Origin of the sequence: Bradyrhizobium sp. Y36 (assembly GCF_002531575.1) — a bacterium.
In the GTDB taxonomy this organism is placed as follows: domain Bacteria; phylum Pseudomonadota; class Alphaproteobacteria; order Rhizobiales; family Xanthobacteraceae; genus Bradyrhizobium.
In genome coordinates this window covers 121,405-144,802 of sequence record NZ_NWTI01000019.1, presented here as the reverse complement: position 1 = coordinate 144,802, position 23,398 = coordinate 121,405, and the positions used below count along the sequence as shown (strand labels likewise).

Sequence of the window (23,398 nt, the reverse complement as noted above, 5' to 3'; positions counted from 1 at the left end):
GGGGGACCTCACCGCCCTAGGCCTTCCGACGGAGGGGGGCGTAATTCCACCGGAAGGTAGACAGGGGAAGCGAACATTACGCTGCTTCCCCGAAGGGCGCCGGCGGCGGGGGCGACTGATGCCGGCGACACCCTTCATCTCAAAGCGGCCCGAGGCCTACCCCTTGGCGAGGGGCACCGCGACGAAGCGCGACTGGCCGCCGCTCTTCACGCGCATCAGGACGCTGTTCTTGTTGTCGGTCCGCGCCGTGTTGATGGCCTCGCGGACGTCGCCGGCGGTAGCCACGCTCTTGCCGCCGACTTCGAGAATCACGTCGCCTTCCTTGAAGCCGCGCTCGGCCGCGGCGCTCTTCGGATCGACTTCGGTGACCACGACGCCTTCCTTGCCGGCACCGGCGACGGAGTTGGCGGGCGCAACGGTCATGCCGAGCTTGGGCACGTCGGTGCCCTTGCTCGCACCCTTGCCGCTGTCATTGTCGTTGTCGGCCTTGGCCTCGACCGTGTTCGGCAGCTGGCCGAGAGTCATGTTCACGACCTTGTCCTGGCCCTTGTGCAGCACGTTGAGCTTCACGGTCGCGCCGGGCGCCATGCCGCCGATGGTGCGGGCAAGCTCGCGGGCGTCCTTGACGGTCTCGCCGTTGACCGCGGTGATCACGTCGCCGGACTCGATGCCGGCCTTGGCGGCCGGTCCGTTGGCCTGCGGCTCCGCCACCAGCGCGCCTTCGGCCTTCTTCATGCCGAGGCTGTCGGCGATGTCGGATGTGACGGGCTGGATCTGCACGCCGATCCAGCCGCGGCTGACCGAGCCCTTGTCCTTGAGCTGGGCGACCACGCTCTTCACGGTGCTGGCGGGAATCGAGAACGCGATGCCGACGCTGCCGCCGGAGGGCGAGTAGATCGCGGTGTTGACGCCCATCACCTCGCCGTTGGTGTCGAAGGCCGGACCGCCGGAATTGCCCTTGTTCACGGGCGCGTCGATCTGGATGAAGTCGTCATACGGACCGTTGCCGATGTCGCGGCCGCTCGCCGAGACGATGCCCGCGGTCACGGTGCCGCCGAGACCGAAGGGGTTGCCGACCGCGAGCACCCAGTCGCCGATCCGCGGCTTGGCGTCGGCGAGCTTGGCGAACGGGAAGCTCGAGCTGCCCTCGACCTTGATCAGAGCGAGGTCGGTGCGCTGGTCGGTGCCGATCACCTTGGCGGTGTAGGTCTTGCCGTCGTCGGTGGTGACCTCGACCTTGTCGGCGCCGTCGACCACGTGGTTGTTGGTCACGGCAAAACCGTCGGCCGAGATGAAGAAGCCGGAGCCCTGGCCCTGCACGACGCGGCCGCGGCCGCCCTTCATGCCCGGGAAACCATCCGGACCGCCGAAGCGGCGGAAGAAGCGCTCCATCGGCGAGCCCGGCTGGAACGGCGAGGAGGAATCGTCGCCGTCGTCGTTGCTCGCGGTCTTCTCCTTGATGTTGACCTTCACCGAGATCACCGAGGGCTTCACGCGCTCGACGATATCGGCAAAGCCGATGGGACGTTCGACCTTGCGGACCTCGTTGTTGACCTGCGCATGCGCCGGGCTCGAGAACAGATCGGCCGGCGAGCTCGACGGGCCGAAGCCATAGACGGCCGCGCCGAGACCGGCGACCACCGAGGCCATCAGCGCGAACCTGCGCGCGGAGAACACCGACCGGCGCGGCTGCCGGTAGGACGGAAGGTTCGAGAGGTCGATACGGTCGGTCATGCAGAAATCTCCAGGGCCTTGAAATCCATTTGGTGCCGGATGCCAGCACCTTGCGGACCTGAAGATGGGGGCTCCCGCCTTACCGCGCGCTGGCGGCGGGGTTAAACTTTCGTAATGAAGGGACCGTGCGGGATGCGGCCGTTCAGCGCAGGCTGAAAATTGCGCTCCCACAGGAACTTAAGCAGGTTCCCGTGATGGCGCGTCAGGCGTGCTTTGACGTGCTCAGCTGGCCCTGACGCTGACGATGAACTCGTCGACTTCGCGCTTCAGGGTTGCGGCCTGTTGCGACAGGTCGACCGCGGAATCCCGCGCCTCTGCGGCCATGCGGCCGGTCTCCGCGGAGGTCGAGGTGATCTGGACGATATGGTTGGAGACGTCGAGCGTGCCGTGCGCGGCATCCTGGGCGCTGCGGGTGATTTCCTGCGTGGCGTTGCGCTGCTGGGCGGTGTCGACCTCGATGCCGGACATGATCGACGAGATCTCCGACAGCGTCTTGGAAATGGCGTCGATCGCGCCGCGCGTCTCCGCGGTGATGCCCTGGATGCTGGCGACATGGGAGGTAATCTCCTCCGTCGCCTTGCTGGTCTGATGTGCCAGATTCTTCACCTCGGAGGCGACCACGGCAAATCCCTTGCCGGCCTCCCCTGCCCGTGCCGCCTCGATGGTGGCGTTCAGCGCCAGGAGATTGGTCTGCGATGCGATCGCCTGCACGAGCTGGACGACCTCGCCGATCTTGTCGGCGGCATCCGACAGCGTGTGGATGGTGTCGCGGCTCTTTTCGGCCTGCGATGCCGCGCCCTCGGCGCGCTGGGTCGCGTCCGTGACGCGGCGGCTGATCGTGCCGATCGAGTTCGTCATCTCCTCGGCCGAGCCCGCCACAGTCTGCACGCTGGCGCTGGCCAGGTTCGCGGCGCTCGCCACCGCATTGGCCTTGGTGCTGGTATCGTTGGCCGTCCGCGACAGCGTCTCGGCATTGCTCTTCAGGTGCACGGCCGACGACGCCACGCTGTCGACGACGCTGGCGACGAGATTGTTGAAGCTCTTGATCCGGTCGTCCAGGAATTTCGACCGCTCGGCCTGGTGCTGCGCTTCGTGCAGCTGTTGCTCGGTGAGGTGGCGCCGCTCGAGGCCGTTGGTCTTGAAGACCTCCAGCGCACCCGCCAGCAGGCCGATCTCGTTGGTGCGGCCGAGGCCGGGAACCGGTGTCTCGAACTTCTGGTCGGCGACCTCGCGCATGGCATGCACGATCGCCGCCAGCGGGCTGAGGATACCGTTGCGCACGGCGAACCAGGTGGTGATGCAGATTGCAGAGGCGACGACGGCAATCCCGCCGCATGCGGCCAGGAACCAGGAGAACGCGGCCTGCGCCTGCTGATAGGTCAGCATGGCGTGGTCGCGCGCAGGACCGCTCAGCGCGGCGAAGTCCGCGGACAGGCTCGTGATCTCGTTGTTCAGATAGAGCACCGCAATGAAGCCGGTGCCGCCGCCGATGCCCAGCAGAAACAATAGTGCCGCCACGACGGCGCCGACCAGGAAGCGGATCGTCAGATTACTGTTCGCGAACATCGGGAGGACTCAGAGTCTGGAATCGAAGCTCGCGACAAGCTTCCAGACAAAGGTCAAGATACCATGAACCACGCGGCAGCGGGACGGCGGCCTACGTAGCAATACGTAACCAGGACGACGTCGCTCGCTAGGGAGATTTGGCTTCGTCCGACATCAGCGCCGCAAGCTTCGCCTGTTCGTCGGGCGTGAGCGGTGGCGCTGGTACATCGACACCGCTGCGGGCGCGGCGCCGGATCTGCAGCCACAGTGCCACGCCGCCGCCGATCAGCAGCAGCGGCCCGAGCAGCCACAGCAGCAGAGTCTGAGCCTCGAAGCGCGGTTTGAGCAGCACGAACTCGCCGTAGCGCGCGACCAGGAAGTCGAGCACTTGCGAGTTGCTGTCGCCGGCGCCGATACGCTCGCGCACCAGCAGACGCAGGTCGCGCGCCAGCGGCGCATCGGAATCGTCGATCGACTGGTTCTGGCAGACCATGCAGCGCAACTCGCGCGACAGCTCGCGCGCACGCGCTTCCTTGGCGGGATCGGCCATGATCTCGTCGGGCTGCACCGCGTGAGCCGCCGGCACGGCCAGCAGCATCAGAGCGATGAACGCAACCATCATCCGACGCATCGGATCACTCCGCCGGCTGGAGGCGCTGCTTGGCCCGCGCCGGCTTCGGCGCGCCAACCCGCAGGCGCCGGTCGGACAGCGACAGCACGCCACCGAACGCCATCAGCACCGGCCCCCACCAGATCATGAGCACCATCGGCTTGTAGTAGATGCGCACGGCAATGGCGCCCTCGGCCGTGGCATCGCCGAGCGAGATGTAGAGCTGGCTCGCACCGCGCGTCAGCAGCGCCGCCTCGGTGGTCGACGAGCCGCGGGTGGTGAAGCTGCGCTTGGAGGGCGTCATGACGCTGAGGGGCTGGCCGTCGCGGCTGACGTTGAACTGGGCGATCATCTCGCGATAGTTCGGGCCCTGACGCTGCAGCAAGCCGTCGAGCTTGACGTCGAAGCCGGCGATCTCTGCGACGTCGTTCTGCTTCATCGTCGCGATAAATTCGCTGTTCCAGGTGGTCTCGCAGACGATCCCGATCAGCGCCACGCCGAGGCCGGCATGCGCGAACGCCGTGCCCCAGGCCGAGCGCGGCAGGCCGCGGGCCCGGTGCAGCACCGTCGCGAACGGCAGCCGTACGAGACCGGTGCGTTCGACGATGTCGGTGACGGCGCCGGCGATGACGAAGATGCCGAGCCCGATCGCAAGCGGCGCCAGCGTGCTGCCACCGCTCGCCCAGCCCCAGGCGATGGCGACGGCGACGAGTCCGGCGACGCCCGCAGCCAGCAGGCGCTGCGTCACGCCGAGCAGATCGCCGCGCTTCCACGCCAGCATCGGCCCGAACGGCACGGCAAGCAGCAACAGGGCGAACAGCGGCGCGAAGGTGAGATTGTAGAAGGGCGCACCGACCGACATCTTGAAGTCGGCGAGCATCTCCATCGCCAGCGGATAGAGCGTGCCGAACAGCACGACCGCGCAGGCGACGGTGAGCAGCAGATTGTTCAGGACCAGCGCCCCCTCGCGCGAGATCGGCGCGAACAGGCCGCCCTGCTTCAACGAGGTGGCTCTCCCGGCGAACAGCGACAGGCTGCCGCCGATGAACAGGCAGAGGATCAGCAGGATGAACACACCGCGGGTGGGGTCGGTGGCGAAGGCGTGCACGGAGGTGATGACACCCGAGCGCACCAGGAAGGTGCCGAGCAGCGACAGCGAAAAGGTCAGGATCGAGAGCAGGATGGTCCAGACCTTCAGCGCGTTGCGCTTCTCCATGACCAGCGCCGAATGCAGCAGCGCGGTGCCGGAGAGCCACGGCATCAGCGAGGCGTTCTCGACCGGATCCCAGAACCACCAGCCGCCCCAGCCGAGCTCGTAATAGGCCCAGTACGAGCCCATGGCGATGCCGAGCGTCAGGAAGATCCAGGCGACCAGCGTCCACGGCCGCACCCAGCGCGCCCAGGCCGCATCGATCCGTCCTTCCATCAGCGCCGCGATCGCGAAGGAGAACGAGATCGAGAAGCCGACATAGCCGAGATAGAGCATCGGCGGATGCACGGCGAGCCCGATGTCCTGGAGCACCGGATTGAGATCGCGCCCCTCGATCGGCGGGGTCGCGATGCGCAGGAACGGATTCGAGGTCACGAGGATGAAAAGATAGAAGGCGCTGGCGACCCAGGCCTGCACCGCGAGCACGTGCGCGCGCAGCGACAGCGGCAGATTGTTGCCGAAGGCCGCGACCAGCCCCCCGAACAGCGCGAGGATCGACACCCACAACAGCATCGAGCCTTCATGGTTTCCCCAGACGCCGGTGATCTTGTAGAGCAACGGCTTCATCGAGTGGGAATTCTCGTAGACGTTGGCGACGGAGAAGTCCGAGTTCACGTGCAGCATCACGAGAGCCGTGAACGAGGCGCCGACGAACAGGAGCTGGGCCAGCGCCGTGGAGCGCGCCACGTTCATCAGCGCGGCGTCGCGCAGTCGCGCGCCGATCAGCGGCACGATCGACTGGATCAGTGCGAGCCCAAGCGCCAGCACCAGCGCGTAATGTCCGGATTCTGCGATCACCGCACTGCTCCCTGCGGATTGCCCTGCGCCGTCGTCGCGACGGGCTTGCCCGCGTCGGACGTCTTGCCGTTGTTGGAAGGCTTGCCGCTGTCAGCGGGCTTGCCGCCGTAATCGTCCTTCCAGTGCCCCTGCTTCTTCAGGGCATCCGCGACGTCCTTCGGCATGTAGGTCTCGTCGTGCTTGGCAAGCACGGTATCGGCCTTGAACACGCCATTCGCATCGAGCGCGCCTTCGGCGACGACGCCCTGCCCCTCGCGGAACAGGTCGGGCAGGATGCCCTTGTAGGCCACCGGCAGCTTGGCGTTGCCGTCGGCGACCTCGAAGGTCACCGCGAGATTGTCGCCGCGATGGAGCGAGCCGGGCTGCACCAGCCCACCGAGGCGAAACCGCTTGCCGGGCTCGACGTGCTTCTCGGCGACCATGGTCGGGGTGGAGAAGAACACGATGGAGTCGCGCAGTGCGTTGAGCACCAGCGCGGCCGCGAGCGCGAGCACGGCGAGCGAGCCGCCGATGATGGTCATACGTCGCTGCTTGCGCGTCATGGCGTGTCCGTTCTCCGCTGCTCTCGTCCCGACATCGTCATCCGCCGAGCCCGAGAGTCTTGAGGCCGTCATTGAGCTGGCGAAGCCGCTCCGCATCGCTGGCAACGGCCTGCCGGGCATCGGCCGATGCCCCCATCGCCTTGTCCCGGTCGCCCATCACGAGATAGGCGCGCACCAGGCGCAGCCAACCATCGACGTCGTCGCCGTTCTGCTTCAAGCGGGTGGCCAGACGATCGACCATTCCGCGCACCATCGCGTTGCGATCACCCTCGGCCATGTCCTTGGAAGCGGCGATCGTCTCGTCCGACAGCGCCGGCATCGTCCCGCCGGCAACGCGCACCAGCGAGGCCTGCACCAGGGCACGCCACGGCGCATCCGCGGGCGCCTTCGCAAGCAGCGCGCGCCAGATATTGGCTGCATCGTCCTTGCGGCCGTCCTGCTCCGCGGCAAGGCCCAGGAAGTAGTTCGCCTTGGGATCGTCGGCGTTCAGGGCGTGCGCGCGCTCGAATTCGGTCTTGGCCTCGGCGGTCACCACACCGCCGGCGGCGGCCGAGATCGCTTCGCCGAGATCGGACCGGCGCTCCGCGCTCTCGCCATTATAGGCGAGTGAGTTGCGATAGGCGCGCACCGCCTCGTCGAAACGGCCGAGCCGCTCCAGCACCGGCGCAAGCACGTTCCAGCCGCGCCCGTCGGTCGGATTCTTCTCCAGGTGCTGCTGGACCTGCTCGACGAGATTCTCGAGCGACTGCGCCTTGCCCGGCGCGCGCTCCCGTTGCGCCAGCGGAAAGTCCTGAAGCTTGGGCGAGCCGAGCGGCATGTAGACGCCGGCCGCGACGAGCGGCAGGCCCGCGAGCGCCACCACGGCCGCGGCGCGGCGCCATTTGAGATTCGACTGCGGCGCCACCTCGGGCTCGCTGGCGGCCGCGGCGAGCAGCCTGCGGCTGATCTCGACGCGCGCGGCCTCCGCGTCCGGCGCGGGGATCAGGCCCGCGGCGAGATCACGCTCGATCTCGGCCAGCTGGTCCTTGTAAACCACGACCTCGCTGCCCTGAACTTGCGCGCGCTCTTTACGGCCAAGCGGCAAGAGCACGGCGAAAATCGCCGCGACCGTCATCAGCGCGAACACGAACCATAGCGTCATCTGGCAAGCTTCCGGCAGCGCGCAAACCGCGCCCATAGGTGGCTTTACACCACGGCCGGACGATGCGGCAATTGACAATTGTCAATTCGTCGCGACCGCATGCAGTCGTGAAACGGTGAAAATCCAACGGCTTAGCCGATCTCGAAATCCGCACTTTGCGCGGCGTCCTCGCCGTGGCCGTTGAAGGCCCGCAGGAAGTATGTTCCCGGCGCGACCACATCCGGCAGTCTGATGCGCAGCGCACCGACGGGAACCGGCGACGCAACCCTCGTGATCGTCTCGGACACTTGCCGACCGCTTGCCTTCTCGACCAGCACCACTTTGGCGCCGACCATCAGTCTTTGATACTTGGCAACGATGACGCGGTTCTCAATTTCGATGGAGCTGATAACGGGTTTCATGCGCCCACAAATAGAAGTTCCCCGGACTTGCACGGGACCGTACGGTGCGCGACCTGCACCGTCAACCTCAAATTGTGATCACAAAAATATGCGCCTGGATCAGCTTGCCCGCGACGATTTGCGCTCGCCGGTCGCTGCGTTCTCCGCCGCCCGACTCATCAGCGAGGCATAGTCATCACCGAACAGCACCTGGCAGAAGCGAATCGCGGCCTGCACCTGCTGCTGCCTGTAGGTGCGGACCTTGTGATCGGCGGCGCGCAGAGATTGCACCAGCTGCTCGGTCGAGCGTTCGACATATTGCTGGAGGTCGGAATAGGTGCGCAGCGTCACCTCGTTGATCGCAAGCTCGCTCGCATAATTGCGGCAGGTCGCGACGAAATCGATCAGCGCCGCCGTTTCCTCGACCTCGGTGGCGTCGATCCGCGCGCCCGGCGGAATGTCCTTCTCGGGGCGCTGGCGCAGGATGCGGCGGACGCGGCCGGGAACGCTGTCGATCTCGGATTGCAGCGCATTGGAGATGTCGGCCCGGATCGAGGTCAGCTGCTTGCCCCAGGCGGAATCGTTGCGCAGGTCGAGCTCGGTGCGCAGGCCCCGGACGCCGTCGTGCAACGTCTTGAGATTGCCGGCGACGTTGTCGAAATGGCCGCGCTTGATGTCCATGCGCAAGGCGGCGGCGACGCAGGACAGATCATGCAGCGCCATCGTGACCGCGACGCCATAGGGCGTCGCCGCGACGCGGATCTCGTCGTCGGAGGCGGCAATCTTGACGGCGAGGCGAATGATCTGCCACGGCGCGGTCATCCGCTGCGCCACGATCGACAGCGCGAAGGGCAACATCTGCGGGGTCTGCAGCACCGGAATGTTGAGCGCAGACGTCACCGAGGCGATCTGGGAATCGCCGAAAGCGCGCAAGGTGCGCGGCAGCTTCTCGATCAGGCTGGCGATGGCTTCCCGGACCTGCAGCACCGCTCCGATCGAATAGAGGTCCTCGATCACGTTGGGCGGGCCGACCCGGGCCAGCGCGCGCGACTTGTCGCCGCCGCCGGGACCCGTCAGCTCGAAAATGGCATCGGCAGCCACCGCCTGGAGCTTCTGTGCCAGCGCATCGATCTGCCCGGCACTGTCGGCCGGCATCCGCGCCAGCGCGGCCTCGAATTCATTCACCTTGGCCGGCGCACCGTCGCGGCCGAGCCATTGCCAGATCGGCTGCAGCGAGGAGCGGCGGATCTGGCCGACCCGTGTCGGGACGCCGGCTTCGACCAGGAACGGTTCCAGCACCTGGAACAGCAGCCGCGACAGATCGTCCGTGCGCGGCGGCGGGGCCTCATCCGCCTCGCTCTTGCGGACGATCTTGCGCAACTGCTCGAGCACGAGGGTCGCCACGGCCGTGTCCTGGCCGCGCTCGAGCGCACGCTCGAACTCCCGCATCAGCAGCGCCTGCGACTGCGGCGGGAGCTGCGCGAGATATTCCCTCAGCCGCTCGATCGATGTCTGGCTCATGCGCCCGGGTAATGCACGGTAAAATGGCGGACATGGGATGGGTCCGGTGCGATCATAGGAGGGCCCCACTTAAGAAGCCGTTTAGCAAGTGCGACCGAATCCCTTCACCCGGCCTGGACCGGGGCCTCAGCGAGGACAAAAAGCCAAGTTTTGGCAATGTGTTACACTCCCGGAAGAACCAGTTCGGCGCGCAGGCCGCCGGTCGGCGCACCGCCGAGCGAGAGGTTGCCGCCATAGAGCGCGGCGAGATCGGTCACGATCGACAGGCCCAGCCCCGAGCCGGGTTTGGATTCATCGAGCCGCTGGCCGCGCCGGGAGACCTGGGCGCGCTCGGCCTCCGACAGGCCGCGGCCGTCGTCATCGACGATGATCCGTAGCCGCGGGCCGCCCCCCGCCTGGGGCGGCGTCTCCACGAGGACCTCGACAAAGACGCGCGAGGCCGCCCATTTGCAGGCATTGTCGACGAGATTGCCGACCATCTCCTCCAGGTCCTGGCGCTCGCCGCGGAATTTGGCCGACGGATCGGCCTTGGCTTCGACCACGATGCCGCGGTCGCGATGGATCTTCTCCATGGTCCGCCGCAGCGCCTCGATGGCGGGCGCCACGTCCGTCACGGTCGCGACGATCGAGACACGCGCCGCGATGCGGGCACGCTCCAGGTGATGGGCGAGCTGGTCGCGCATCACATCCGCCTGCTCCATCACCTTCGCCGCGAATGGCTCGGCCGCATGGCTGCCGGCCTCGTTGACGATGACCGAGAGCGGCGTTTTGATCGCATGGGCGAGATTGCCGACATGGGTGCGCGCGCGCTCGACGATCTCGCGATTGGCGTCGATCAGCGCGTTGGTCTCGCGCGCCAAAGGCGCGATCTCGACCGGGAATTCGCCCTCGAGCCGCTCCGCCCGCCCCGAACGGATGTCGGCAATCGATTCCGAGATGCGCTTGAGCGGCGCGAGGCCAAAGCGGACCTGGAATACGGTCGTCAGCAGGAGCACGATGCCGAGCGCGGTGAAGGTGCCGCCGAGGTAATAGTCGAAGCTGCGCGTCTCGTCGAAGATCTCGGTGTCGTCGCCGGCGACGCTGACCAGAAACTTGCCGTCGGCGCCGAGATCGACCGGCCGCTCGACCATGCGTAAATTCTGCCCCTCGGGCCCGTCGACATAGGCCAGGCGGATGCCGGCGGCGGTGAGCTCGGAGCCCTGCTCTTCCAGCTTCGGCAGCTTCTTGTCCCAGAGCGAGCGCGACGAGCGCACCTCCGGCTTCTCGGTGTCGGTGCGCGTGATCTGCCAGTACCAGCCCGACAGCGGCAGTTCGAACAGCGGCTCGCCCAGCGACTGGAACTGCCGGTCCGGCGGCTCGTCGGGGGTGGCGACCTCGGCGATCAGGGTGCGCAGATAGAGATTGAGCCGGCGGTCGAAGGCGCGCTCGGTGGCGTTCTTGTAGACCGACGACAGCACCACGCCGGTGATGGCCAGGATCACCACGAGCCAGGCGGTCGCCGACAGGAACAGTCGGTTCGCAAGTGAGCTAGCGGCCATCGGAACGATCCCGGGAGGCGCAGGGTCGCAGGGCGTCGGAGGTCATGACCGGACCAAGGCCCCTGTCGGGCTGCCCGTCAAGCCCCGGAACGCCTCAGGCGGCCGGCGGGGTCAGGAGATAGCCGAGGCCACGGACGGTCTGGATGATGTCGACGTCGAGCTTCTTGCGGATGCGGCCGACGAACACCTCGATCGTGTTGGAGTCGCGGTCGAAGTCCTGGTCATAGAGGTGCTCGACCAGCTCGGTGCGCGACACCACGCGCCCGGAATGGTGCATGAGGTAGGCCAGAAGCCGATATTCGTGCGAAGTCATCTTGACCGGATTGCCCGAGACGCTGACCCGGCCGGTCCTGGTGTCGAGCGTGACGGGGCCGCAGGAGAGCTCGCTCTGGGCATGACCGGTCGAGCGGCGCAGCAGCGCACGGATGCGCGCCAGCACCTCCTCGAGGTGGAACGGCTTTGCGACGTAATCGTCGGCGCCGGCGTCGAAGCCCTGGACCTTGTCGCTCCAGCGGTCGCGGGCGGTGAGGATCAGCACCGGCATGGTGCGGCCGTTGCGGCGCCAGGCCTCGAGCACCGAGATGCCGTCCTTCTTCGGCAGGCCGATGTCGAGCACCACGGCATCATACGGCTCGTTGTCGCCGAGATAATGCCCCTCCTCTCCATCGAAGGCACGATCGACGACATAGCCGGCGTCGGTCAGCGCCTTGGTGAGCTGGCGATTGAGATCGGGGTCGTCCTCAACAACGAGCAGGCGCACGCTTCTCTCCAGAAATCGACTGCATCAACACCACACCAGATGAGCAATTCCGGCGTGAACTGAATATGAACGCCGGGAACCGCCTGCGTTACTTTTTGGTCATATACGATGTGTTGGCCGCCAACGCGACTACGCCCGCCCTGCGACCGGACGAGCCGGCAGCAGAACGGGCGCAATGTGCCGCCTCAAGCGGCGCCTTGGAAGGTCCGCCCTTCCCGTGAATTCGGTCGTCAGGTCCGGAAGAACACGAACCAGATGACGGCGAGAATCAGGATCGCAAGCCCGGTCGAGATGGCGAGCAGTGCGGCAACGGACGGTCCAGGTTCGCCCTGACGCGCCTCGGTTGCCGTTTCGACGATCTGATGCTGCTCTCGTGTGGTCGCCATGATGCCCTCAATCTCTGCGTGTCGCCTCCGATGACCGCGACCTCTCGCAGCCCTGTGTCCGGAGCCAACGCTCGATCCGATGTGATGTTCCGGCCGTTGGCCGGCCGATCGGGCCGCAACCCAAGGCCGGGCGACCAGTTAACGCAGTTGGCGAATTCAACGACCGGCCTTGCTATGATTCGTTGTTCCCCGATGGTATTCTGGGACGTTGTCCTCTGTTGCGTTTGGAGTAGCCCATGGCCCCCCGCGCCAATTGGAAGGGTTTTCTGCGTTTGTCGCTCGTGACCTGTCCGGTCGCGCTGTATCCCGCAACGTCGGATACCGAGAAGGTCTCCTTCAACCAGATCAACCGCAAGACCGGGCACCGCATCAAGTACCTCAAGGTCGACGCCGAGACCGGTGACGAGGTCACCTCCGAGGACATCGTCAAGGGCTACAAGGTCGACACCGACACCTATATCGAGGTCACCAAGGACGAGCTCGACGACATCGCGCTCGACTCCACGCACACGATCGAGATCGACGAGTTCGTGCCGAAGGCCGACATCGACAACCGCTACCTGATCCGTCCCTATTATCTCGTGCCGGACGGCAAGGTCGGCCACGACGCCTATGCGGTGATCCGCGAGACCATCCGCAGCATGGACAAGGTCGCGATCGGCCGCGTGGTGCTGACCAACCGCGAGCACATCATCGCGCTCGAGCCGCTCGAGACCGGCCTGATGGGCACGCTGCTGCGCTACCCCTACGAGGTCCGCAGCGAGGCTGAATATTTCGACGACATCCAGGACGTGAAGCTGACCAGGGACATGCTCGACCTTGCCAGGCACATCGTCGAGAAGAAGTCCGGCGCGTTCGAGCCCGAGCTGTTCGAGGATCATTACGAGACCGCGCTGATCGATCTCATCAACAAGAAGCGAGCCGGGACGCCGATCGCGGCCAAGGCGACGCCGAAGAGCGGCGGCAACGTCATCAACCTGATGGACGCCCTGAAGAAGAGCATCGCAAGCGAGAAGGACACCGCGCCCGCGGCGAAAATTGCCAAGGAGACCGCCAAGGAGACCGTCAAGGCGACCAAGGCCAAAAAGCCGAAGAAGCGCGTCGAGGGCCAGCGCGAGATGCTGCTGCCGATCTCCGGCAAGGGCGGCAAGGAGGCCGCGGCGAAGGCGGCGACCACGCCCAGGAAGGCCGCCGACAAGCCGGTCCGCGCGCCGGCGCGGGCGAAGAAGGCAGGCTAGCGGCACGCAGGCGCGATCGCACCGTGACGCCTCCCCGCACCCGTCGGCCGGCCTGACATGCCCTGGTCGGCGGCATTCGACGATCCGATTTCTTTGCGTGGCGGACGCCGGCTGCAAACTCTGCAGCAGGCGGCCGATCACATCATGCAGCTGCCCGAGGACGTGCAGCACGCGCACCACTGGCAGACCGCGATCGAGACCCTGATCAACGCGGCGGAGCAAGGCGGCGGCTGGACGATGTTCGCCCGCATCGCGATGTTGCGAGCGCTGAACGCGGACGCGGACCGCAAATAAGCCCGGCCGGTCCTTAGCCTCAACAATCCGTAAACGGCGACCTCGTTTTCGGCGATCTCCGTTGCGCCACCGCGTAGTCCTACGGAAGACAAAATTAACCGTTGATTGCCTTTGCACCGACCAAGGTCCCGCCCTCGATTGGACCAGGGTTGGCACGCCATGCAGAAGCAGGACGCCAGGAAGAATTATATCGGCCTCGTCAGCGACACGACCGATGACGAGCGCCTCACCGACGGCGCTATGCGATCGCAGCCGCACGTGATGAGCTATCTGGCCAGCCGCCTCGCCGCCGTTCTGAGGCGCCCCGGCAAGTCCGCGCCCGGCGGCCCGGCCGGGTCCTGAAAAAGACCCTGTCAAATCCGGCCAAATCGAGTGACGAAACCTTAAGTCAACGAATGGCAGCATATAACGCCAGAGGTCGGGGCTAGCGCGCCAGTGCTTTGACGCGCCCCGGCGAAGACTTCGTGAATCGATTTTTGCATTTCGCAAACGGCGCCGCATACATTGGACTGACGAACGGGAGTTGACGATGGCATTGCTCAGGTCCTTTCTTGCCGACGAACAAGCAGCCACCGCTATCGAGTATTGCCTGATCGCCGCCGGCATCGCGCTCGCGATCGTCACCGTCGTGAACAGCACGGGCGGCGCCCTGCTCAACAACAAGTTCAACTCGATCGACGCCGCCACGAAGTAACCGCCCGGCCCTGCCGGATGCGGCCATCCGGCATCGGCGATATTGCCATGGCGCACCGGCCCGCCGGTCTTGCCGGCCATGATCTGGGTCAACAGTACCGGGACCGCGACGTCTAAGCATGGGGGCCGAGTTTCCTCCCTGCCGGCCCGTCCATGCATCCAGAGCTTCCACACTCCCAACTGAAAATCCGCCGCGTCCGCCTCGATACCGGCCGCGAGAACGTCGTCGTCCTCTCCAGGCAATCGAAGGCGCTGCGTGCCGAGATCTTCCGCGGCTTCAGCCGCGTCGAGCTTCGCCAGGACGACAAGGTCCTGCTGGCGACGCTGCTGATCACGGACGACGACACGCTGGTCACCCCGGACGAGATCGGCCTCTCCGAACCGGCATTCCACCGCTTCGCGCAAGGCGCGGGCACGCAGGTCACGGTCAGGCCCGCCTCGCCCCCTGAGAGCCTCGAAGCGGTGCGCGCGAAAATCCATGGGCGAACGCTGAGCCGGGACGAGATCGGCGCGATCATCAACGACCTCGCGCATTATCGCTACTCCGACATGGAGATCGCCGCCTTCCTGATCGGCTCGGCAAGCTTCATCACCAGCGACGAGCTGCTCGCCCTCACCGGGGCGATGGCGCAGGCGGGCACGCAATTGGTGTGGCCGACGCCCGTCGTCGTCGACAAGCATTGCATCGGAGGCATTCCCGGCAACCGCACCTCGATGGTGGTGGTGCCGATCGTCGCCGCGCACGGCCTGCCGATCCCCAAGACCTCCTCGCGCGCCATCACCTCGCCTGCGGGCACGGCCGACACGATGGAAGTGCTGGCGCGGGTGAATGTCGGCGTCGAGGAGATGAAGGCGATCGTCTCGGCCTGCAACGGCTGCCTGATCTGGGGCGGGCACGTGAACCTGTCGCCGGCCGACGACGTCCTGATCTCGGTCGAGCGCCCCTTGAGCCTCGACACCCGCGAGCAGATGGTCGCCTCCATCATGTCCAAGAAGATCGCGGCGGGCTCGACGCATCTGTTGATCGACATTCCGGTCGGGCCGACCGCGAAGGTCAGCAGCGGCGTCGAGGCGATGCGGCTGCGAAAGCTGTTCGAATTCGTCGGCGACCGCTTCGGCCGCACCGTCGAGGTGATCATGACCGACGGAAGCCAGCCGATCGGCAACGGCATCGGGCCGGTGCTCGAGGCCAATGACGTCATGGCCGTGCTCGGCAACGACAAGGATGCGCCGCGCGATTTGCGCGAGAAATCGCTGCGGCTTGCCGCCCATCTCCTCGAATACGATCCGAAGCTGCGCGGCGGTGCCGGCTATGCGAGGGCGCGCGAATTGCTCGACAGCGGCGCGGCGCTGAAGCAGATGCAGAAGATCATCGATGCCCAGGGCCCGTCGACCTGCAGCACCGAGCTGGGCTCGCTCAGCTTCGACGTCAAGGCGGCGCATGACGGCACCGTGTCCGCGATCGACTGCCTGCGCATGAACCGCCTCGCCCGCACCGCCGGCGCGCCGCTCGACAAGGGCGCGGGCATCCGCCTGTTCAAGAAGATCGGCGATCGCGTGGAGCAGGGCGAGCCGCTCTATCGCGTCTACACGTTCGACCGCCCCGAGCACGACCTGGCGGCCGATGCCGCCGCTGATGAGACCGGTTACGTCATCAACGGTCACGGCGCCCCGCAACGCAAGTCGGCGCCGTGAGCACGATCGCGCTCCAGACATTGCCGGGCGGCAGCGACGCGGCGGAGCGACTCGCAGCCCGGCTCGGGATTTCCTGCGCCGAGATCGCGGTGCATCGCTTTCCGGACGGCGAGCTGCGCGTCGCCGTCGCGCCGGCCACCGACACCACCATCCTCTATGCTCCGCTCGATCATCCCAACGACAAATTGATCACCCTGCTGTTCGCGGCGGAGGCGCTGCGACGCAACGGCGCCAAGCGGCTGGTGCTGGTCGCGCCCTATCTCTGCTACATGCGGCAGGATGCTGCATTTCATCCGGGCGAAGCCATCAGCCAGCGTGCCATGGGCACTCTGCTTGCAACCATGGTCGACCGAATCGTCACCGTGGATGCGCATCTGCACCGCACCCCCGACATCGGGTCCGTCTTTCCGGGCATCGAGGCGGAGAACATCTCCGCGATGCCGGCGATCGCGAAGGCCCTGGCGACCAGCGGCATCGATCCCGCAACGCTCGTGATCGGGCCCGACATGGAGTCCGAGCCGTGGGTGAGCGACATCGCGAGCCGGCTGCAGCTGCGACACACGGTGGCGCAGAAGACACGGCACGGCGATCACTCCGTTGCCATCAGCTTCGCCGATCCCGACCTGCTGTCGGGACGGCCCGCGCTGCTGGTGGACGACATCATGTCCTCGGGAACGACGATGATCGCCGCGGCGAAGGCGCTGACGGCGATGGGCGCCACCGCGGTCGATGCGGTCGTGACGCATGCGCTGTTTCCACCCGCGATGACCGTCGCATTCGCCAGCGCCGGCATCCGGTCGATTCGCTCGACCGACAGCGTGCCACATCCGACCAACGCCATTTTCCTCGCAGAGAGTCTTGCAACCGCCTTGCGGTCCGAACTGACGACGACACTGCCTCCGGAGACGACGCCATGAGCATCACCGTTCGATTCTGCGGCGCCGCCCGCACCGTGACCGGTTCGAGCTATCTGTTTCAGACCGCGGGCGGCCGCTTCCTGGTCGATTGCGGCCTGTTCCAGGGGCAGAAGACGCTGAAGGAGCTCAACTACGGCGCCTTTCCGTTCCGCCCCGCCGATATCGACGCCGTGCTGCTCACGCACGCCCACATCGACCACAGCGGCCTGTTGCCGAAACTGGTGCGCGCAGGCTTCGAGGGACCGATCCTGGCGACGCGCGGCACCATCGACCTCTGCTCCTACATGCTGCCCGACGCCGGCAGCATTCAGGAATCGGAAGTGACGCAGCTCAACCGGCGCAACGCCTCACGGGGGCGCAAGGAGGTTCAGCCGATCTACACGCAGTCCGATGCGATCGCCTCGCTGCAATCGTTTCGCGCCGTCGACTATGAAAGCTGGACCGACGTCATCCCCGGCGTCCGCGCGCGCTACTGGAACGCCGGCCATCTGCTCGGCTCGGCCTCGATCGAGCTCGAGATCGCCGAACAGGGTGCGGCACGGCCGATGCGCGTGCTGCTCTCCGGCGACGTCGGGCCCGAGGCCAAGCTGTTGCAGCCCGATCCCGAGGCGCCGACCGATTTCGACTACGTCATCTCGGAATCGACCTATGGCGACCGGGTGCGCGAAGCCACGACGCCTGCCCTTCGCCGCCAGCATCTCGCGGCCGAGGTGCGCGAGGCAGCCAACGCCGGCGGGGCGCTGCTGATGCCCGCCTTCGCGGTCGAGCGCACCCAGGAGCTGATCGTCGATCTCGTCGATCTCATGGAGCACGGCGAGATTCCGACCGCGCCGATCTTCCTGGATTCCCCGCTTGCGATCCGCGCCACCGAAGTGTTCCGCCGCCATGCCGAGAGCCTCGACCCGTCCGTCGATGCCGCGCGCCTGCTCAACTCGCCGCATCTCAAATTCACCGAGACCGCGGACGAGAGCAAGGCGATCATGCGCCTGTCCGGTTTCCACATCATCATCGCGGCAAGCGGCATGTGCGACGCCGGCCGCATCCGCCATCATCTGAAGCGCTGGCTGTGGAACGAGCGCGCGACCGTGCTGCTCGCCGGCTTCCAGGCCAACGGCACGCTCGGCCGTTTCCTGCAGAACGGGACCAAGGCCGTGCGGATCCAGGGCGAGGAAATCAAGGTCGCGGCCCGCATCCGCATGATCGACGAATATTCGGGTCATGCCGACAGCGCCGGCATGACCGGCTGGATCGCGGCCCGCCGTCCCATCTCGCGCGGGCTGTTCCTGGTCCATGGCGAGGAAGGCGCGATTGCAGGCCTGGCCGCACGCGTCGCCGAACGCATCATTCCGGCGGCCAAGGTCTACCAGCCGATGCTGGACGACATCTACGAGCTCGCCGCGCCCGAACCACGCGTGCGCGACGTCGATCATCGCCGCCGCCTCGCCCCGGAGGCCGTCACCCGTCTCGACTGGCACAACGAGATGTCCGAGCTCATGCTCGACATCAACGAGCGGATCGGCGCCGCCGCCGACGACCGCGCCCGCGGCGTGATCATTCGCAGGCTGCGCCGCGCGCTCGAGGAGAAGGCGTAGCGGGAGGCCGGTCGGAGTAATGGGCGTCGGCGCCTCAACGGACTCCGTCATTGCGAGGAGCCCTTGCGACGAAGCAATCCAGAGTCTTTCCGCCGAGGGACTCTGGATTGCTTCGCTTCGCTCGCAATGACGGAGTGTGAGGAACGAGCGCAGGATCAACACGCCTCTCTCGTGTCCCGAACGCGCTGCAGCGTTCTTGCGCTGCTGCGCTGCGTCCGAGATACGAGACCGATGTTCCCTGATGATTGGTAGGATGGGTAGAGCGAAGCGAAACCCATCAATGATCTTCGTGCTGAAACACGATGGGTTTCGCAAGTGCTCTACCCATCCTACGGCACCGCACATGCCTTCGCATTCTCGCGGCTGGTTTTGCCCGAGTTTTGCTTTTCGTCTCGCACCCTTTGAAAGCAAGGGCGCAGGGAAGGCCGGGCGCCGGCTGGCACCCGAAGTCCCGCGTGTGCGAAAGAAACGCGCACGGGGTGGACGACAGGTGTGCCGGTCGCCCGGCCTTCCCTGCGCGATGGTTTTCACGGTGTCCTTCGTGCTCTCCTCGGGGAGCGCTGCACTATTGCCCCCGTCGCCTTGCGGGTGATCGATGTGGCCACCGGTTGGCTGCCGCATCACCGCAAGCCTTGACGCACAGACCCCGGGCGTCAGGACCACACGACTTCTCCGTCCGCGCACATCTTCGCTGGGTTCTCCACGGCTGGCGTGCGCTCACCGTCGAGACCATTCGAAGACGCTGTCAGCGCCGTGTCGTATCGCGCCTGCCGCTGCTCACGGGTTTCCCCGCCCTGCAGCACCATCACGCGCCGACGCCGTCGCGGCCACCGCATCCCGGCCCGCGCTTCGTGACGATCGCGAAACGCCCTCGTGGCGGGCGGGATGCGAAGGCTTGTACGGCAAAACCGAACTTCTGTAAATTCGAATATTTTTGGGTGGAGATCTCGACCCAGCGCTGGCGTGTTTTGCCTGTCGGGCAGCACAACCAATTGTAGGTGAGATCGGCCGGGCCCACGGCGAACACGACTGCGTGAACTGACGATCCCAAGAATCAAGCGGTTCTCAAGAAAAACAGGAGCCGGTCCGAAGACTTCAGCGAAGCTGGAACCGGCGTCCCGGCCTAAAGACGATGTCGTTTGCCGTCTGCCCCGGCATCGCGAAAGCGTCACGATACCGCCGCACGGCCTATTTCGATCACGCAGAGCGAGAAGCGCATATGGCTGTCACAGCAAATTTTTCCGCCGGAATTCTCACCGTTCTTGGCAATGCCCACAACAACACGGTCACACTGGGCCGCAACGCGGCCGGGACGATCGTCGTCAACCATGGCGCGGTCGCAGTCAAAGGCGGCCCCGCCACGGTCGCCAATACCAAATTGATCCAGGCTTTCGGCCTGGACGGCAATGACGTCATCACCATCGACGAAAGCAATGGGGCGATGCCCGCCGCAAACCTGTTCGGCGGTGCCGGCAACGATACGCTGACCGGCGGGTCCGGCGGCGACATGCTGTTCGGCCAGTCCGGCAACGACACGCTGCTCGGCAAGGGTGGCAACGATTTGTTGTTCGGCGGCGCCGGCAACGACGTGCTGGTCGGCGGCGACGGCAACGACCAGATGTTCGGTGAAGCCGGCAACGACCGCATGATCTGGAACCCCGGCGACGACAGCGACCTGATGGAGGGCGGCGAAGGCATCGACACCGCCGAGGTGAACGGCGGCAACGGCAGCGAGACGTTTGCCATCACCGCCAACGGCACGCGGGTGCGCTTCGACCGGGTCGATCCGGCACCGTTCTCGCTCGACATCGGCACCACCGAGAACCTTGTGGTCAATGCCGGTGGCGGCGACGACGTGATCACCGCCTCCGGCAATCTCGCCGCGCTCATCAATCTGACGATCGACGGCGGGGCGGGCAACGACACCATCCTCGGCGGCAACGGCGCCGACCGCCTGCTGGGCGGTGACGGCAACGATTTCGTCGACGGCAACCAGGGCAATGACACCGCCCTGCTCGGCGCCGGCAACGACACCTTCCAGTGGGATCCCGGCGACGGCAGCGACAAGGTCGACGGCCAGGCCGGAGCTGACACTCTTCTCTTCAATGGCGCAAACATCGCCGAGGACATCACCCTGTCCGCGGCCAATGGCGGCCATGTGCTGCTCACCCGCAATGTCGCCAACATCACGATGGACCTCGACGGCATCGAAACCGTCACGATCAACGCCAAGGGCGGCAGCGACAATATCGCGGTCAACAACCTGGCCGGAACGGACGTCAGGCAGGTCAACATCGATCTCGGATCAGGCGGCGCCGGTGACGGTGCGGCCGACATCGTGACGCTGGTCGGCACGAATAGCGCCAACGCGGTCGAGATCTCCGGCACCGGCACGTCGGTTGCGGTCACGGGGTTGCCCGCCACCGTCGCCATCACCAACGCGGAAGGCGCGAACGATGCACTTCTCGTCCAGGGCCTCGGCGGCAACGACACGATCTCGGCGGCCATGCTGGCCGCGGGCATCGTGCAACTGACCATCGATGGCGGGGCCGGCAACGACACGATCACCGGCAGCGGGGGCAACGACACGCTGATCGGCGGCGACGGCAACGATGTCGTCATCGGCGGCCGCGGCAACGACGTCGCGCTGCTGGGTGCCGGCACGGACGTCTTCCAGTGGAACCCCGGCGACGGCAGCGACACCGTCGAGGGCGGCACCGGCGTCGACAGCTTGCGGTTCTTCGGCGCCAGCATTGCGGAAACCATGTCCGTCGTGGCGAACGGCGATCGCGCTTTGCTGACGCGCGACGTCGCCAACATCACGATGGATTTGCACGGGGTCGAGCACGTCGACATCCATGCGCTCGGCGGCAGCGATCACGTCACGATCGGGGATCTGACCGGGACTGACGTGACGCGCGTGAACATCGACCTCGCAGGTCCCACGGCAACGCCCGACGGCGCCGTCGACACCGTCGCGGTCGATGCCACCCAGAGCGCCGACACGTTCGGCGTCAGCGGCAATGCCGGCGGCGTGACGGTGTTCGGCCTGCATGCGGCCACCCAGCTGACCGGAATGGACGCGACCGATCAGCTGACGCTCAACGGCCTTGGCGGCGACGATGTCATCGACGCCAGCGGCCTTGCGGCCGGCGTGCTGCAGCTGACGATCAACAGCGGGCTCGGCAACGACACCATCCACGGCAGCCAGGGCGACGACATCATCAACGGCGGCGACGGCAACGACGTCGCGCTGATGGGCGCGGGCAACGACACCTTCGTCTGGAATCCCGGCGACGACAACGACATTGTCGAGGGCCAGGCCGGCAGCGACACGCTGCTGTTCAACGGCGCCAACATCGCCGAGACCATCAATATCTTCGCCAACGGCGCGCGCGCCGAGCTGACGCGGGACGTCGCCGCCATCACGATGGACACCCACGGCGTCGAGACGATCGCGTTCGATGCGCGCGGCGGCGCGGACAAGATCACGATCGGCGACATGAGCGGCACCGACGTGACACAGGTGAAGGTCGACCTCGGCGGTAACCCCGGCACTCCGGGCGGCGACGGCGCGGCCGACAACATCGTGATCAACGGAACCGGCGGCGACGACGTCATTACCCTGTCGCTCAACAGCAATGGCGCGCTGGTGATCGACGGCCTGGCAAGCCAGGTCGTGATCGAGAATTTCGACTTCAACGACACCATCACCATCAACGGCCTCGGCGGCGACGACGTGATCGAGGCGTCGGGCGTCGGTCCCGGCGGCCCGCATCTCGTCTTCGACGGCGGCGCGGGCGATGACGTGCTGATCGGCAGCGCCGGCAACGATACGCTGCTCGGCGGCCTCGGCGACGACGTGCTGATCGGCGGCGGCGGCCTCGACGTGCTGGACGGAGGTCCCGGCGACAACGTCGTGATCCAGTCCCTGCTCGCCCACGCGAACCTTCACGCGGGCACGCTGGTCTGAGCGTTCGAAGGCGAAAAATGCGCAGGGCGCCGCCGGCGGCCGGCGGCGCTCAGGTGAGCTCTCTTGCTCCGCTCGGTGTTTCGATCCGGGCGCGATAGCGCAACCTCGTCCCCTGCACGATGTCGGGCGGCCGATCGATCGCCAACGCACGATACAGCGGCTCCAGCGCAGCGGGTTCCGGATGCTCGAGCGTGACGGATTGCAGCCGCGCGCCGAGGTCGGCGATCGCAGCCATCGAGCGGGGCTTGCCACGCCGGTCGATGATCGAGGGAGCGGCGCCGTCGAGCGGGAGCGACCCGTCGCTGGGAATGGCGAAGTCGAACGACGGATCGGTCGTGGGAAGCGGAACCTTCGCGCCGAAGAGATCGCCGTGGCGGGCGATGATCGCGTCGATCAAGTCGGTTCGCGCGACCCAGCCCCGCAGGCGGCGGCCCTCGTCCCAGTCGGACCTGATCTTGTGCTGGTCGTCGAGGCCGAACCAGCGTGGACGGCCCGGCGCTGCGGCCTCCGGATCGAGCGCCACGATTTCGAGATAGACGGTGCCGCCGAGCTGAAGCAGATGATTGTGGGTGCCCATATAGGCATGGCGCTGCCCGAACGGGACATCGAGATCGAGACAGTCTCGGACGTGGCGGACGCCTTCGGCGAGGCTCGGAGCGATGACCGTGATATGATCGAGCTTCAGCATCCGGGATTCCGCGAACGTTGCTTCATCATGCGGTCATCCTCCCCGGCATGCAACGTCATTGCCTACGGCCGGGGGACGGCGCGATCTTGAGGACGCCCTCCTGCATGGCAGACCCGACGCATCCGCGCCGCGCCTCGCTTTAC

At 66.3% G+C, this 23,398-nt stretch carries 20 protein-coding genes; 8 read left to right on the top strand and 12 right to left on the bottom strand.

Going from position 1 to position 23,398, the window contains the following annotated elements; all coding sequences use genetic code 11:
* Positions 1-156: 156 nt before the first annotated feature.
* The 11 genes from CO669_RS27020 to CO669_RS36165 form a co-directional block, all read right to left on the bottom strand.
* Positions 157-1,734: a Do family serine endopeptidase gene (locus CO669_RS27020; RefSeq protein ID WP_097662986.1), complete on the bottom strand. Its 1,578-nt coding sequence runs from the start codon at positions 1,732-1,734 to the stop codon at positions 157-159.
* A gap of 222 nt (positions 1,735-1,956) precedes the next feature.
* The gene (locus CO669_RS27015; RefSeq protein WP_097662985.1) at positions 1,957-3,300 is read right to left on the bottom strand and encodes a methyl-accepting chemotaxis protein; all 1,344 of its coding nucleotides are present in this window, start codon (positions 3,298-3,300) and stop codon (positions 1,957-1,959) included.
* A gap of 127 nt (positions 3,301-3,427) precedes the next feature.
* Entirely contained in the window at positions 3,428-3,910 is a 483-nt protein-coding gene (locus CO669_RS27010) for a cytochrome c-type biogenesis protein (protein ID WP_097662984.1), read from the bottom strand.
* 4 nt (positions 3,911-3,914) lie between these two features.
* Positions 3,915-5,897 carry a heme lyase CcmF/NrfE family subunit gene (locus CO669_RS27005; protein WP_097662983.1) on the bottom strand — a complete coding sequence of 661 codons (1,983 nt, stop codon included), beginning with the start codon at positions 5,895-5,897 and terminating at the stop codon, positions 3,915-3,917.
* On the bottom strand, positions 5,894-6,439 hold the full coding sequence (ccmE, locus tag CO669_RS27000; RefSeq protein ID WP_097662982.1) for a cytochrome c maturation protein CcmE: 546 nt from the start codon (positions 6,437-6,439) through the stop codon (positions 5,894-5,896). Before ccmE ends, CO669_RS27005 begins: the two co-directional genes overlap by 4 nt.
* A 37-nt stretch (positions 6,440-6,476) precedes the next feature.
* A complete protein-coding gene (gene ccmI, locus CO669_RS26995; RefSeq protein ID WP_097663025.1) occupies positions 6,477-7,580 on the bottom strand; it encodes a c-type cytochrome biogenesis protein CcmI in 1,104 nt (367 codons plus the stop codon).
* 131 nt (positions 7,581-7,711) lie between these two features.
* Positions 7,712-7,981: a hypothetical protein gene (locus tag CO669_RS26990; protein ID WP_097662981.1), complete on the bottom strand. Its 270-nt coding sequence runs from the start codon at positions 7,979-7,981 to the stop codon at positions 7,712-7,714.
* Positions 7,982-8,080: 99 nt separating this feature from the next.
* Complete coding sequence (locus CO669_RS26985; RefSeq protein WP_097662980.1) at positions 8,081-9,481, bottom strand: hypothetical protein; 1,401 nt, start codon at positions 9,479-9,481, stop codon at positions 8,081-8,083.
* Positions 9,482-9,642: 161 nt separating this feature from the next.
* Entirely contained in the window at positions 9,643-11,019 is a 1,377-nt protein-coding gene (locus CO669_RS26980) for an ATP-binding protein (protein WP_097662979.1), read from the bottom strand.
* A 94-nt stretch (positions 11,020-11,113) separates the two neighbouring features.
* Complete coding sequence (locus tag CO669_RS26975) at positions 11,114-11,779, bottom strand: response regulator transcription factor (RefSeq protein WP_018315821.1); 666 nt, start codon at positions 11,777-11,779, stop codon at positions 11,114-11,116.
* Positions 11,780-12,009: 230 nt separating this feature from the next.
* A complete protein-coding gene (locus CO669_RS36165; RefSeq protein ID WP_174718932.1) occupies positions 12,010-12,165 on the bottom strand; it encodes a hypothetical protein in 156 nt (51 codons plus the stop codon).
* Positions 12,166-12,401: 236 nt separating this feature from the next.
* On the opposite strand from CO669_RS36165, the gene ku reads away from it, so the two are divergent.
* The 8 genes from ku (at position 12,402) to CO669_RS26935 (ending at position 22,567) form a co-directional block, all read left to right on the top strand.
* Positions 12,402-13,403 carry a non-homologous end joining protein Ku gene (ku, locus tag CO669_RS26970; protein WP_097662978.1) on the top strand — a complete coding sequence of 334 codons (1,002 nt, stop codon included), beginning with the start codon at positions 12,402-12,404 and terminating at the stop codon, positions 13,401-13,403.
* A 57-nt stretch (positions 13,404-13,460) separates the two neighbouring features.
* Positions 13,461-13,697: a hypothetical protein gene (locus CO669_RS26965; RefSeq protein WP_097662977.1), complete on the top strand. Its 237-nt coding sequence runs from the start codon at positions 13,461-13,463 to the stop codon at positions 13,695-13,697.
* Between the two features lie 159 nt (positions 13,698-13,856).
* A complete protein-coding gene (locus tag CO669_RS26960; RefSeq protein WP_097662976.1) occupies positions 13,857-14,039 on the top strand; it encodes a hypothetical protein in 183 nt (60 codons plus the stop codon).
* A 187-nt stretch (positions 14,040-14,226) separates the two neighbouring features.
* The gene (locus CO669_RS26955; protein WP_097662975.1) at positions 14,227-14,391 is read left to right on the top strand and encodes a Flp family type IVb pilin; all 165 of its coding nucleotides are present in this window, start codon (positions 14,227-14,229) and stop codon (positions 14,389-14,391) included.
* 152 nt (positions 14,392-14,543) lie between these two features.
* The gene (locus CO669_RS26950; RefSeq protein ID WP_097662974.1) at positions 14,544-16,085 is read left to right on the top strand and encodes a thymidine phosphorylase family protein; all 1,542 of its coding nucleotides are present in this window, start codon (positions 14,544-14,546) and stop codon (positions 16,083-16,085) included.
* Positions 16,082-17,002 carry a ribose-phosphate pyrophosphokinase gene (locus CO669_RS26945; protein WP_097662973.1) on the top strand — a complete coding sequence of 307 codons (921 nt, stop codon included), beginning with the start codon at positions 16,082-16,084 and terminating at the stop codon, positions 17,000-17,002. The genes CO669_RS26950 and CO669_RS26945 overlap by 4 nt, the downstream gene beginning before the upstream one ends.
* Positions 16,999-18,594, top strand: a complete 1,596-nt coding sequence (locus tag CO669_RS26940) for an MBL fold metallo-hydrolase (protein ID WP_097662972.1) — start codon at positions 16,999-17,001, stop codon at positions 18,592-18,594. The genes CO669_RS26945 and CO669_RS26940 overlap by 4 nt, the downstream gene beginning before the upstream one ends.
* A 1,219-nt stretch (positions 18,595-19,813) precedes the next feature.
* Entirely contained in the window at positions 19,814-22,567 is a 2,754-nt protein-coding gene (locus CO669_RS26935; RefSeq protein ID WP_097662971.1) for a beta strand repeat-containing protein, read from the top strand.
* 49 nt (positions 22,568-22,616) lie between these two features.
* On the opposite strand, the gene CO669_RS26930 is transcribed toward CO669_RS26935, so the two are convergent.
* On the bottom strand, positions 22,617-23,255 hold the full coding sequence (locus CO669_RS26930; protein WP_097662970.1) for a VOC family protein: 639 nt from the start codon (positions 23,253-23,255) through the stop codon (positions 22,617-22,619).
* Positions 23,256-23,398 lie beyond the last annotated feature (143 nt).